The following is a 12858-nucleotide window of genomic DNA, read 5'->3' as shown; positions in this document are numbered from 1 at the left end:
CGTCGCGGAGCCCATTAGTTGGCGGACTGGAAATCGCGAAGCTGTTCGTTGCCTCGTGCGACCACGGAATCAACCGCTTCCTTCGCCGTCTTCTTCCCGCCCAGCAATGCTGCAAACTCATCGTCGATGATGCCACGCACCTGGACGTAGTTGCCGAACCGGATACCCTTGGAATTATCGGTGGGTGTCACCCGCGTCAGCTGCTTGATGCCGATATCTGCTCCAGGATTCTTCTCGTAATAGCCCTGATCCTGGCCCAGCTTATAGGCAGCCTCGGTTATCGGCAGGTAGCCGGAGAACTGATGCCAATCGGCTTGCACTTCCGGCTTCTGCAGGTAGGTGAAGAACTTCGCGACACCCTTGTATTCCTCTTCTGGGCGACCTTTCAGCGTCCAGAGCGTGGCGCCGCCAATAATCGAGTTGAGCGGCTGCGTAATGACGTCGTCATAGTAGGGAAGCGGCGCAAACCCGACCTTGAAAGCCTTTGCGTTATTGATAACGCCTGCCCGGCCGGCCGACGAGTTCATGTACATCGCGCATTCCTGCGAATAGAACATTGGAGGAGCATTATCGCCGCCGCCAGGCCCGCCGAATTTGAAGAGCCCCTCGTCCTGCCACTTCTTCAAGTTGCCCCAATGGCGGATCGTGAGATCGTTGTTGAAGGTGAACTCCGCATCCAAGCCGCCAAAGCCGTTGGCCTTGGTGGAGTAGGGCTTGTCGTGCAAAGCATTAAGGTTTTCAGTCTGGATCCAGGAGATCCAGGCGCTGGTAAAGCCACACTTCGCAGCGCCGGACTTCATGATCGTCCGCGAAAAGGCTTCAACGTCCGCCCATGTTTTCGGCGGTGTTTCCGGATCAAGCCCCGCCCTTTTGAAGACATCCTTGTTGTAATACATGATCGGCGTCGAGGAATTGAACGGCAACGACAGAACGTTGCCGCTGGTGTCTGAGTAATAGCCGACGACCGGAGCAATGAATTTGCTCTGGTCCCAGGCCTCCCCTTGGTCCTTCATCAACTGGTAGACGGGATAGATCGCGCCCTGTGCTGCCATCATCGTGCCGGTGCCGACTTCATAGACCTGCACGATTGCCGGCTGCTGGTTGGCGCGGAACGCAGCAATGGCGCCCGTCAGCGTCTCGTCATAGGTGCCTTTGAATACCGGGACGATCTCATAGTCAGATTGAGATGCGTTGAACCCCTTGGCGATCTGTTCAAGCTTCGCGCCATTCTCGCCGCCCATTGCGTGCCACCACTGGATCTTCGTGGCCGCCATTGCCGGAACGGATAAGGATAGGCTGGTCAATCCTGCGGACAGGAAAAAAGCGATCTTGTTCATCCTCACTCCCACTTGTTGTCGGTCCATAGCCTCCCGCTACGAACGTGAGCTCGATGGTAACAGGCTAGTTTCATTTTGCAAAGATAGAATGTTCATATGAACATTTGATGACACCAACTCGCTCAGCGATCGTAAAGACCGTTGCCGGAAGGAGTGGCCGATCGATGATAAGCGCTGCGGCAGCCTTTGATGGCTCGCATGATCCGGTGGAAGTCCCATGACATCGGTCGCTAACGGCTTTTCACGACCAACGGCGTGCTCTATGACAGCTTTGTGACAGTCGATGGAGCGCAGATGCTGAACTGGTTTCGAAAACTCATGCCGCGGGAAGATCGCTTCTTCGATCTTTTCGCTCAACACGCAAAGACTGTCGTCGGTGCGGCCGAAGCGCTCGACGAACTTTTGAGCGGCACAGACATTGAAGGGCATTGTGCACGGATTGTCGCCTTGGAGAATGAAGCCGACGAGATCACCCGCGAAGTACTGCTTGCCGTGCGTCGCAGTTTTGTCACGCCGTTCGACCGTGGCGACATCAAGGATCTGATCCAGTCGATGGATGATGCGATCGACATGATGCAGAAAACGGTGAAGACCATTCGGCTATTCGAGCAGAAAAGCTTCGATCCTCTGATGCAGGAAATGGGAAAGACCATTGTCCAGGCAGCACATTTGATAGCCGAAGCCCTTCCTCTTCTCGATCGGATCAGCACGAATGCTCCTCGTCTGGCGGCGCTGGCAGAAGAAGTAACGCGCGTCGAAGGCCGGTCCGACGAGTTGCATGAGCAGGGCTTGAAGGATCTTTTCCGTCGCCACGGCGCGTCAAATGCAATGGCTTACCTCATCGGCAGCGAGATCTATGGCGAGCTTGAGAAGGTCGTCGACCGTTTCGAGGATGTCGCCAATGAGATCAGTGGCATCGTCATCGAGAACGTTTGATGGAAGCCACCCTTGCCCTTCCGCTTCTTGCCGCTCTCGTGGCTGTCGCACTCTTCTTTGATTTCCTGAACGGCCTGCACGATGCAGCCAATTCCATCGCCACAATCGTGTCGACGCGCGTACTGCGTCCGCAATATGCTGTGCTTTGGGCGGCCTTTTTCAACTTCATAGCCTTCCTGTTCTTCGGCTTGCACGTCGCGGAAACGCTCGGAACCGGCATCATCGATCCGGCCATCGTGACTCCGCAAGTCATTTTCGCGGCGTTGATGGGCGCCATTGTCTGGAATATTGTCACCTGGGTCTTTGGTATCCCGTCGAGTTCATCCCATGCACTGGTCGGCGGTCTGGTGGGTGCTGGCCTGATGAAGACGGGATTCAGTTCGATCGTCTGGACCGGTTTGTTGAAGACGGCCGGCGCCATCGTGATGTCGCCGGCGATCGGATTTTTCCTTGCGCTTCTGCTCATTCTGATCGTGTCGTGGATTTTCGTGCGACAGACACCTTTCGCCGTCGATCGGACATTCCGGGTCTTCCAGTTTGTGTCTGCCTCACTCTACTCCCTCGGTCATGGGGGCAACGACGCTCAGAAGACGATGGGCATCATCGCCGTGTTGCTATATTCGCAAGGCTACCTGACGGGTGGTTTCCATGTGCCGCTCTGGGTCGTTCTCTCATGCCAAAGCGCAATGGCACTCGGTACCCTTTTCGGCGGCTGGCGGATCGTCCATACGATGGGATCGAAGATCACCCGTCTCAACCCAATGCAGGGATTTTGTGCCGAAACAGGCGGTGCATTGACACTGTTTGGCGCAACCTGGCTGGGCATCCCGGTCTCGACCACCCATACGATCACCGGCGCCATCATCGGCGTGGGCGCCGCTCGGCGACTATCGGCCGTACGCTGGGGCTTGGCGGGCAACATCGTTGTTGCCTGGGTTGTCACACTCCCCGCCGCTGCGATCATTTCGGCGCTGTGCTACTGGCTATCGGACCTCTTCGCCTAGAACGGATGTCGTCCGAACACCGCTCACATTTTTCGGCATCATGCCCTATCTCTTTGTTTTCACGCAATACCGGACGCAAAACCGCTTCGCACTATTGCTGGAATTTCTCTAGCGACCACCCATCCTTGTCACCGACGCGTCCCAACCCTGCAGCCTGTTGCAGACCTCGGCTCTGCTTGGTGCGCCGGTACGACCGCCAAACACCTGGCATTTGAGCGCCGCCGCCATGGATGAAAAGCGCATCGTCTCTTCAATCGGCAGGCCTTCCGCGACAACCAGCGCAAAAGCGCCATGGAAGATATCGCCTGCCGCGAGCGTATCGACCGCCCTCACCTTCGGAGCGGCAAGATGAAGGACTTCGCCGCTTCGGTCATCGAACCAGAAGCAGCCACTTTCGCCCGCCGTGACGCTGATGAAGGCATGCTCGAACTTTCGTTTGAGAAGACCGACGATCTTCACCAGCTCGGCTGCTCCAGAAAGCCGTTCGGCCGCCGGTTGTGAGAACACGATGTGACTGGCCGCCGGCGCAAGCATCTCGATCACGCCATCGCCTGCAACATCGCCATCGAGAATGGCCGGCTTGCCCGCCTCTGCGGCTGCCAATAGCGTCCGCAATGCAAGCTTCGGCCACCGGACGTCAACCAGCACCGCATCGAAAGCAGAAATATCCTTTTTGGTGACCGGCTTGACCGTTTCGTGCAGGCCCGCATCGTAGAAAGGCACGATCAAACGCTCGCCTTGGTCATCCACAAGGATGGTCGAGACGGCCGAACGGGCGTCTTCGACGCGCAGCATGCCGCTCGTGTCTATGCTGCTATTGCTGAGATCGGCAATGATCCGTTCGCCGGTGGCATCATTGCCGACGGCGCCCCAGAGGCTGGCTTTGCCACCCAGCCGGGCGACTGCAAAGGCGGCGCTCGATGCCATGCCTTCGGCGATCTGGAGCATATCGTAAGGCAGAATTTTGCCCTGGCCGTTCGGTAGCGAACGTACGCGAAACAAGGTGTCCATAACCGCGGCGCCGACACACAAAACGCGGCGCGCCCGACCGGGAGGTGGGTCGAAGGCAGAAGAAGAAGAAGTCGTCAAAACCGTTGTCTCACCCGCTCACTTGACGGCTCCGGCCGTCAGACCCGCCACGATCTGCCGTTGCGCAAACACCGTCAAAATCAGCACGGGCAAGGTCACGATCAACGCCGCCGCCGCCAGCGGACCCCAACTGACCTGCTCGAACGAGAGCATGTTGTAGACCGCGACGGGGAGCGTGCGCGTCTCGCGACTGGCGAGCACGATGCCGAAGACGAAATTGTTCCACGAGAAGATGACCGACAGGATGAAGGCGACGACAATGCCTGGCCTGGCGATCGGCAAGGCGACCAGCCGGAAAACCTGCCAGGGTGTTGCACCGTCGATGCTTGCAGCCTCTTCCAGTTCCATCGGCGTCGTCTCGAAGTAACCGATCATGATCCACACGACGATCGGCACTGTGACGACGAGATGGATGATGATCTGCGGCAAGAGCGTGCCGAGCAGGTTCAGCCATTGGAACAGTAGGAAGAGCGGGATCAGGAACGAAAGGCCCGGCGTCATGCGCGCAATCATGATGACCATCGCAGACTTCTCGGCCTTCAGCCGCGCGATGCCATATCCGGCCGGCACGCCGATCAGTAGCGCCAGAAGTGTGGCGGCACCCGTCACCAGCACCGAATTCCAGAGATAGAGGAAGAAGTTGTTCTCTTCGAAGACCTTCAGATAGTTCGACCAGGCAAAGCGCTCCGGGATGAAGATCGGTGGATAAGCGCCGCTGTCGATTTCATATTTCAGCGACAGGGAAATCATCCAGAGGAAGAACAGGACGACCGGCGATATCATCACCAGGGCAACAAACAGCAGTCCGATGCGATCGAGCGTCTTGCGCTTCATCAGCGTGCCTCCCCGTCGGACCAGTTCGCGCGCTGCCGCAGCATCATCAGGACGAAGGCGAGCAGGACGATGAGGATGAAGAAGACAACCGCCATCGCAGATCCATAGCCAATATCGTAGTAAGCGAAAGCAGTGTTGTAGAGATAGATGTTGATCGTTTCCGACGCCGTGCCCGGGCCGCCTTGGGTCATGGCGTAGATGATGTCGAAACTTTTCACCGCATCGATGCTGCGGATCATCACGGCAATCATCAGAAATGGCGCGATCATCGGCAGCGTCAGGTAGCGAAATTTCTGCCAGACATTGGCTCCGTCGATTTCGGCACTTTCATAGGGCTCGCGCGGAACCGCCGCCAGACCACCGAGCACGATCAGCATGATAAGCGGCGTCCATTGCCACGTCTCGACCAGCACCAGCGATGGGATGACACTGTTCTGGTTATAGATCCATTCCTGCGGACCGATGCCCATGAGGGAGAGAAGATAGTTGAGGACGCCGAGCTGCGGGTGGAACATCATCGTCCAGACGAGGGCGATGGCGACCGGCGTCGCCATCATCGGCATCACGAATATGCCGCGCAGAAGGCCGCGCAGCGGAAATTGCGTATCAAAGATCAGCGCGGCGAGCGTCCCCAGGAAAAGGGGCGCCACCACGGAGAGCGTCGTATAGAGCACCGTATGCCACAGCGAGTCCCAGAAGCGCATGTCCACGACCAGGCGGGCATAGTTGTCCAGTCCCGCAAAGACCTGGGATTGGCCAAGCGTCCAGCTGTTGACGCTCATCCAAAGGGTAAACACCCATGGAAAAACGATGACGGCCGCAATGACGATGAGCGCCGGGATGACGAAAGGCCAGTAGTTGGGAGCAAACCGATCCGGTTTGCTCCTTCCTTTCGAGGTCTTGGCCACTGCGGCCGTTTCGATGCTTGTCGAGGCCATTATCCCTCGCTTTTCGCCAGGACGGGTTCGAACTGTGCCGTCGCTGCCTTCAGCTCGGTTTCGGGATCCGCGCCGCCGATCATGTTGGTGAGACCGACACCGTAAACGTCGCGGAACTCGGTGACCGGAATGATGACCGGCAGCGCGAGCTGCGAAATCTTGCCGGAACCGACGACGGCATCCAGCCAGGCGCCCGGCATCTTGACGCCTTCGCGGACCTTCGCATCCTCGAGGACGGACTGGCGGAAAGGAACGCCGGCGCCGGCCTGCAGCAGACGTGCGCCCATTTCATGCGAAATCGCCCATTGGCAGAAGAGGTACCCGGCTTCCTTCTTCTGGCTTGCCGCGACGACGCCAAGCCCGTCGCCGAAGGTGCCTGCGGCCTGTGCCTTCGGACCTTTCGGCATGATGCCGTAACCGACTTGGCCGACGACGCGCGACTTTTCCGGATTCTCGATCGGCGGCGCAAAACCGACGCCATCCAGCCACATGCCGATCTTGCCCTGCAGGAAGGCAGATTGTGCCTCAGCCCAGTTGAAGCCGGAGACGCCGGGAGGAGCGGTCTTGGTCATTAGCCTTTGGTAAAGCTTGGCCGCATCGATCGCTTCTTGCGATGTTGTGCGCAGCTTGCCATCCGGGCCGAGCGGGCTCGAACCATAGCCAAGCAGCAGCGACGTCCAGACCGGCGTATTGGCGTTCTTCAGGCCGCGGGCGACGAAGCCGTAGGTATTCGTGGAAGGATCGGTGAGCGCCTCCGCGGCACTGGCGAGTTCTTCGAATGTCGTCGGGTAGGCCAGCCCCTTCTTCTCGAACAGCGCCTTGTTCCAATAGATGATCCAGTAGTCGACCGAGAATGGAAGCGAACGCAGAACGCCGCCCGGATCTTTGGCAAAAGTCAGGCCGGCTTCGGCGAAGTCGCTTTCAACCAGAGACGGGTCAGTCAGAGAGGGGTCCTTGAGAAAACCACTGATATCGGCAAGCCAGCCGCCCTTTTCGAACTGCCGCTTCTGGACATGATAGCTCATGTGCACGACATCGAAGCTCGGCTTGCCGGAGCTCAACTCGATAGTCGTCTTCTGACGCTGCTGTTGTTCGGGCGTCGCTTCGGCATTGACCTTGATGCCGGTGAGCTCCTCGAATTCGGACAGGTACTTCAGAAGTATTTCGCTGCGCGGGCTCTTGACCAGGTTGACTTCGAGCGTCGTGCCGGCAAAGCGCTTCCAATCGACCGCAGCCGATGCCAGCCGCACGCCGAGCATGCTGGTGGCGCCAAAAGCGGCCGTACCCGCCAGAAAGCCGCGCCTCGTCGGGTTCAAAAACGATGACATGTGATTCCTCCTCCTTTTGCCGGCGATCTCCTCACCCCCGGCTGCTTATTTCCGATTATATCCTGAGCGCACGATCTCTTGCATGATTGATGTGTGCGACAAGGCTGTTGACGGCGTCCGCCGCCGATCGTCGTTCGATCGCCTCGAGCACCTTGAGGTGCTCACCCATGACAGGTCCGACGTGACCATCGATACGAAAACGGTCCTGACTGATCAGGCGCATCTTGATTGAGTTCACCCGGTAGGCGTTCGAGATGATGGTATTTCCCAAAGCATCGATAAAGGCGTCATGCATACCCCAATCGACAGCTTGTGCGTGTACTTCCAATTCGTGCGATCCATCGCCATTTCGAATGGCGTCCGCAATATCCCGATGCTGCTTCAAAAGCCCGGCGATCGTCTCGTCAGATGCAGAACGGGTGAAAAGCGCGACCGCTTCCTTCTCCAGGAACACGCGCAGCTGGAATGCCTCGCGAATAAGGTTCAGGTCGATATGCGCAATCTGCAACCCCCGCTGGGGCACCGTCTTGATCAGCCCTTCGGCTTCCAGCCGGGGGATAAGTTCGCGGATAGCGCCAAGCGTCAGCCCCGTCAGCTCGACGAGGCGACGCTGCGAAACGAACTGGCCGGGGCGCACATCACGCGCAAGAAGGTGGCGTGTGAAGCTCTCATACGCCTTTTCCCGCAGTGTCGGCTGCTCGTCCGTTCCGTCCATCGCCTCTCCCAGAAACATCTCCGACCTATGCCGCTTTCGAGCGGAAAAGAGTGTCGAACGCAAGAGTGAGTTGCGCCTGCTCCTCGCCGGATATTGAAACGAGTGGTGGTCGAACCGCAAGCCAGATTTCATCCGACGTCAGGTGAGCGACCATCGCTTTCACGGCGGCAGTCACCGGAAATTTCAGCAATTCGGCCACGAAACCCTCGACGCGAGGATCGTCCTTGCCTTCTTCCGCCATCAGCTTGACTTCGCGAGGTACGAAATTCGCCATGCCGGAGATCGCACCCTGGCCGCCAAGCCGCACACCCTTCGCCAGGTGACGTTCGTCGCCCACCAGGATAACGAGATCGCCATGCGCCTTCAGCAGCTTTTCCGTAAAAGGCCAGTCGCCGGAGGAATCCTTGACGCCCGTAACGACATTGGGAAAGGCGGTCCGCAGTCGGCCGATGAGCGATACGCTCAGCGGAACCATGGTGACCGAGGGAATGTTGTAGACGATAATATCGCGCGCCTTGTCGCCCAGGATGGCGAAGACAGCCGAAAACCACTGGAAGACGCCGTCCTCACTCACGTTCTTGAAATAAGACGGCGGAGCAAGAAGGATATTGCGGGCTCCCTTGGAAAGCGCATGGCCGGCCTGCATCGCCGCATCCTCGGCCGCGTCGACCAGCACACCGACGATGATCTGCTTTGCGGCTAATCCGCTATCAAGCATGGAAGCGAGAACATGCTCACGTTCCTGCGTGCCGATGGAAGAACCTTCACCCGTCGTCCCGAACAGGGTCACACTCGAGCAGCCGGCCGCGAGGCTGCGCCGTGCCTGCTCGATCATCGCCTCAATCGCGATATCGCCATTGCTGTCGAACGGCGTGGCAAGAGCAACCGAGAGCCCGAATTTTTGTGTCAAATATGCTTCCTCCCAATGAACAGGTCAAATGTAGCAAACTAACATGTTAGCTGTAAAGAGGTGATTACGCACTGCTACACGTTTGTCGGGGCTGTTGCTTTCTCACGATCAACTGGCATGCCTCGCCGTCGGCCCATTCGTCCGCACGAGCGCCATCAGCATCGGGCCGATCGCAAATTCGCCCTTTTCGGTCCTTCGGGTCAGATCTCTGAGATAACCGCCGGGCGAGTTGATGTGCCCTCCCCTCTCCAGGATGCAGGCGATCACCGTGGCGGCGTTTTCCGGCCCCATGCCCGAGCAGGCTTCCTCATAGGCCGAGGGACTGACGCCGAGCATCGAGCGCACGACGACGGCGGCCGACATCAGGTCTCGCCAATTACCGATGCTTCCGCCAGGCCCATAGTCGAGAATACTGGGGCAGGCCTGGAGGACGAGGCCGAGCGGGAAGGATTTCAGGCCTTGTCCGGCGCCCGGGTCGGCTGCGCCCCCCGCCCTGTTGCTCATCCGGCCGGAAGGCTTTTGCTGCTTCAATCTTCGTTCGTCCGACGGCCCGGCGTTCGGGTCGTTATCGGCCGCTGCCTTTTCGCCCTGCTTCGTTTCGAAGCTTGGTTCAAGTTCATAAGTGGAGTCGGGATTTGAATTCTGTTTGTGATGCTCAATTTGAGACTCATTGGCGTCTATTTTTTGTGTTTTTATCCGTCTTTCCAGCATGTTGACGATCTCTGCACGCAGCATCGCCATCTCGTCGAGCAGCGGTGCCAGGTCTTCGGCGGTCGCCACCCGTGGAATTCGGGCAAGAAGCGTTCGAAACATCGCCGAAATGCCTTCCCAATCACCGGAAACCCCTTCTTCGAGCGCCGCCGTGATCAGCTTGGAAATGTCCCGCCGGCACAACGTCAGGCGTTCCCTGGTCACCCGTAACAGCTCCCGGTCGGCAACCGCCTGAGCGGCCAGGCTTTCGATTTCGACAGCACGCGCCAAAAGCGGTGCGACGCTGAAGCCGAAGGCATCGCCGATCGCCCCTGCCCTGTCGCGGCGCGCATAGCGCTTTCCATTCGGGCTGTCCTTGCGCAGGATCAGGCCGGCCTCGACCAGGACGGCAAGGTGCCGCCTGAGGGTCGCTGGCGTCATGCCGCGGGCGCGCAACGAAAGCTGCGCATTCGACGGGAAGACGATCAGTCCCTTTTCCTCGGAGATTTCGTCGTCAGGGTAGAAGGTCAGAAGCGCGTCGAGCACCGTCAGTGCCCGATCGGTGACGCCAAGCGCCGGCCGTGCTTCACAAATCGCCCTGAATAGCTTCCATTTGCTGCGTTTCATTCCCGGCTCGATGGTCTCGGCCAGGTGCTGGCTTGCCAGCATGCCAAGCGACATCGGCCGCCGCCCAAAGGGCGTCGTCACATATCCACTCTCCATTTGCCTTCACCTTCGTTCAGGCAAAAGAAAACCATCCACCAATTTGGTGCCTAAGACGCTTGACTGTGATTCGGGGAAATGCGATTCTCGATGTGCTTAAGATCTGAGAAGGGCTTCCACGGCGTCGTCGTTGGGGGCCTTTTTCTTTTGCGCGTTACGCTCCTCTGTCCTTGTTGAACTCCTGGAACAGGCCCTTCAGCCTTTCCTGGACGAATTGATCAAAACCGGGCGCCGTCTTGCCGTCGAAGACGAAGGTCGCACCGGATGCTGTCTTCTTGATCATGACAGGCACACCGCTGACCTCAGATTTGGCCACCGTCGGCTTCGGAGCAGTCGTCTTCTTCGTTGCCAGAACGAGCGCCCGGTGAAACCGCTCGTCGCTCGAAATTTTGCGCGCGTCGTCCGCGGACAACTCCGCGATGATCTTTTCGACGTCGGCTTTCTCAAGCCGCTCCCCCAGTTCCAGCCATCGGCGGCGGCCGATATCAGGTGCTGCACCTATGGCATTGACGAGCGTCAGGGGGACCTGTCGTATGACGATCAGCATTCTCGACAGCGCCGCCTTGTCCACGCCGAGGGCCGCCATGATGACATCGCGGCCAAAGCTGCGTTCCTCGAGCCGCGATGCGAAAAGTGCGCGCTCGATGTAGGAGAGATTGGTTCGAGCGCTGTTTTCCTGTCCCTGGCTGACGACCAGCTGACCGTCGGTGAGATCGCGGACGACCGCACGCACCCTGATGCCAATTTCTCGGGTGGCAGCCAGGCGACGATGGCCGTAGGCGACCTGATAGCGTCCCCTGCTTTCGGGATGCGGGCGGACAAGAATCGGAACCTGCTGCCCATGCTCGCGGATCTGCTCGACAAGCTGCGCGAGTTCGGCCGCATCGATCGCCAATCGATCGCTGACGAAGGAAGCGTCGATCAGGCCGGGATCGAGTTCGATGATCGTCTGGCCACTGGCAAGCTGCCGTTCCAGCTCACTCGCCCGCTCCATTTTCTCGGTAATGTTGCCGAGCGTCTTGGTAATGCCGCCGACCGGCGCTGCACTGCGCTCCTGCGGCACGAATCCAGCGATCGGACGATTGTCGCGCAGTGCGACCGCGTCCGCCCTTGCCGGGTTCGGAGCGGAAATTTCGATGAGGTTCTTGCGCGCCATCTATCTATTTCCTCCCCCAGGTGGAGCGAATATGCGCCTCGATCTCGCCATTCACGAGGTTGAGGGATTCCAGTGCCCGATCGTAGGTTCCGCGTGTGAACTGCGACCGCTCGACCTCGTAAAGTGTCTGCTTGGTGACGCCGGCATCGGCGACTGCCGTCGATTTCACCATGGCATTGTGGAGCATTCGGTTGCCGAAGATTGCCCGCATGAAGCCGGTCATCTGGCTTTGCGGTCCGTCGTTCGGTTCGAACCGCGTCACGAGATAGCGCATCCAGTCATAGCTCGTACGCCCGCCGGCCTTTTCAACGACCGACATCAATTCACTCGTCATCGTCAGAAACTGCGACATCGACATGACATCCAGCATCTGCGGGTGGACCGTGATCAAGACCGAGGTTGCCGCGCAGAGCGCCGACATCGTCAGGAAGCCCAGCTGCGGCGGGCAGTCGATGACCACAACGTCGTAAAGGCTTTCGATTTCCGTCAGGACCTCCCCGATGCGGGCAAAGAACATCGTCTCCGCCGTACCCGACGCCATCGCCTTCGGGGTCTCGTGCTCGAATTCCATCAGCTCGAGATTGCCCGGAATGAGATGCAGATTGGGCGTGTAGGTGGCGCGCACGATGTCGGCGATGGGGCGCGGGTCCTCATATCGGATCGCACCGTAGATCGTTTCGCCCTCTCCGACGTCGAACTCCGGCTGATGACCGAACAAGGCGGACAAGGACGCCTGCGGATCGAGGTCGACGGCGAGCACGCGGTAGCCTCGCAGCGCCATGAACTGCGCCAGATGGGCCGCAGTGGTGGTCTTGCCCGAGCCGCCCTTGAAATTCATGACGGAGATGATCTGGAGCTTTTCGCCCGGCCTGCGGGCCGGCACATATTTCGGCGTTCCGTTTCGCTCGTCGAGGACCCGGCGAATTCGATCCATATCCGTTGCGCTATAGAGCCGCCGTCCGTTTGCGAGCGGATCGGGCCCATGGCCGTCGGCGGCTACCTGGCGGAGATACCCTTCGCCGATTCCGATAAAGGCTGCCGCTTCCGCCGGCGAAAATGTTCTGATGGTCTTTTGCGAGAGCGGGGGGAAGATTTTTGCCTGATGCTGCTGAAGTTGATAGGATAACTCCTTCGCATCCGTTGCCAGAAGCGACGGGAGGTGCTCTTGATCGTCCTGAAGAGCAAGACTCGGCTGCAT

Annotated in this window: 12 protein-coding genes; 2 read left to right on the top strand and 10 right to left on the bottom strand. The window is 58.9% G+C overall.

Features of this window, described 5'->3' with window-relative positions:
• Positions 1-14 precede the first annotated feature (14 nt).
• Positions 15-1337, bottom strand: a complete 1323-nt coding sequence (gene ugpB, locus AC2444_RS23570; RefSeq protein ID WP_128450319.1) for a sn-glycerol-3-phosphate ABC transporter substrate-binding protein UgpB — start codon at positions 1335-1337, stop codon at positions 15-17.
• A 294-nt stretch (positions 1338-1631) separates the two neighbouring features.
• Between ugpB and AC2444_RS23565 the strand changes: the two genes are divergently transcribed.
• On the top strand, positions 1632-2273 hold the full coding sequence (locus AC2444_RS23565) for a DUF47 family protein (protein WP_003562588.1): 642 nt from the start codon (positions 1632-1634) through the stop codon (positions 2271-2273).
• The gene (locus tag AC2444_RS23560) at positions 2273-3277 is read left to right on the top strand and encodes an inorganic phosphate transporter (protein ID WP_003562590.1); all 1005 of its coding nucleotides are present in this window, start codon (positions 2273-2275) and stop codon (positions 3275-3277) included. Before AC2444_RS23565 ends, AC2444_RS23560 begins: the two co-directional genes overlap by 1 nt.
• A 108-nt stretch (positions 3278-3385) precedes the next feature.
• On the opposite strand, the gene AC2444_RS23555 is transcribed toward AC2444_RS23560, so the two are convergent.
• The 9 genes from AC2444_RS23555 to repA all read right to left on the bottom strand — a co-directional run bounded on the left by AC2444_RS23555 (position 3386) and on the right by repA (position 12858).
• Positions 3386-4366 (bottom strand): sugar kinase, encoded by a 981-nt coding sequence (locus AC2444_RS23555; protein WP_003562591.1) that lies wholly within the window; start codon positions 4364-4366, stop codon positions 3386-3388.
• Between the two features lie 18 nt (positions 4367-4384).
• Positions 4385-5200 carry a carbohydrate ABC transporter permease gene (locus AC2444_RS23550; RefSeq protein WP_003562593.1) on the bottom strand — a complete coding sequence of 272 codons (816 nt, stop codon included), beginning with the start codon at positions 5198-5200 and terminating at the stop codon, positions 4385-4387.
• Entirely contained in the window at positions 5200-6138 is a 939-nt protein-coding gene (locus AC2444_RS23545; protein WP_003562595.1) for a carbohydrate ABC transporter permease, read from the bottom strand. Before AC2444_RS23545 ends, AC2444_RS23550 begins: the two co-directional genes overlap by 1 nt.
• Positions 6138-7466, bottom strand: coding sequence for an ABC transporter substrate-binding protein (locus AC2444_RS23540; RefSeq protein WP_003562597.1), 1329 nt, complete (start codon positions 7464-7466; stop codon positions 6138-6140). Before AC2444_RS23540 ends, AC2444_RS23545 begins: the two co-directional genes overlap by 1 nt.
• 55 nt (positions 7467-7521) lie before the next feature.
• Complete coding sequence (locus AC2444_RS23535) at positions 7522-8199, bottom strand: GntR family transcriptional regulator (protein ID WP_003562599.1); 678 nt, start codon at positions 8197-8199, stop codon at positions 7522-7524.
• Positions 8200-8206: 7 nt separating this feature from the next.
• Positions 8207-9091 (bottom strand): dihydrodipicolinate synthase family protein, encoded by an 885-nt coding sequence (locus AC2444_RS23530; RefSeq protein ID WP_003562601.1) that lies wholly within the window; start codon positions 9089-9091, stop codon positions 8207-8209.
• Positions 9092-9199: 108 nt separating this feature from the next.
• Positions 9200-10504, bottom strand: a complete 1305-nt coding sequence (gene repC / locus AC2444_RS23525) for a plasmid replication protein RepC (RefSeq protein ID WP_487762914.1) — start codon at positions 10502-10504, stop codon at positions 9200-9202.
• A 154-nt stretch (positions 10505-10658) separates the two neighbouring features.
• A complete protein-coding gene (gene repB, locus AC2444_RS23520; protein WP_003562605.1) occupies positions 10659-11660 on the bottom strand; it encodes a plasmid partitioning protein RepB in 1002 nt (333 codons plus the stop codon).
• A 4-nt stretch (positions 11661-11664) separates the two neighbouring features.
• A complete protein-coding gene (gene repA, locus AC2444_RS23515) occupies positions 11665-12858 on the bottom strand; it encodes a plasmid partitioning protein RepA (RefSeq protein WP_003562607.1) in 1194 nt (397 codons plus the stop codon).

Source organism: Rhizobium sp. WSM1328 (genome assembly GCF_057653715.1).
The sequence above is the reverse complement of the archived record's forward strand: the minus strand, read 5'-3'. Positions and strand labels throughout refer to the sequence as shown.

Bases quoted from the DNA above. Each gene is read 5' to 3' on its own strand.
- ugpB (WP_128450319.1), bottom strand. From the start codon at position 1,337: ATGAACAAGATCGCTTTTTTCCTGTCCGCAGGATTGACCAGCCTATCC.
- AC2444_RS23565 (WP_003562588.1), top strand. From the start codon at position 1,632: ATGCTGAACTGGTTTCGAAAACTCATGCCGCGGGAAGATCGCTTCTTC.
- AC2444_RS23560 (WP_003562590.1), top strand. From the start codon at position 2,273: ATGGAAGCCACCCTTGCCCTTCCGCTTCTTGCCGCTCTCGTGGCTGTC.
- AC2444_RS23550 (WP_003562593.1), bottom strand. From the start codon at position 5,200: ATGAAGCGCAAGACGCTCGATCGCATCGGACTGCTGTTTGTTGCCCTG.
- AC2444_RS23545 (WP_003562595.1), bottom strand. From the start codon at position 6,138: ATGGCCTCGACAAGCATCGAAACGGCCGCAGTGGCCAAGACCTCGAAA.
- AC2444_RS23540 (WP_003562597.1), bottom strand. From the start codon at position 7,466: ATGTCATCGTTTTTGAACCCGACGAGGCGCGGCTTTCTGGCGGGTACG.
- AC2444_RS23535 (WP_003562599.1), bottom strand. From the start codon at position 8,199: ATGTTTCTGGGAGAGGCGATGGACGGAACGGACGAGCAGCCGACACTG.
- repC (WP_487762914.1), bottom strand. From the start codon at position 10,504: ATGGAGAGTGGATATGTGACGACGCCCTTTGGGCGGCGGCCGATGTCG.
- repB (WP_003562605.1), bottom strand. From the start codon at position 11,660: ATGGCGCGCAAGAACCTCATCGAAATTTCCGCTCCGAACCCGGCAAGG.
- repA (WP_003562607.1), bottom strand. From the start codon at position 12,858: ATGCAGCCGAGTCTTGCTCTTCAGGACGATCAAGAGCACCTCCCGTCG.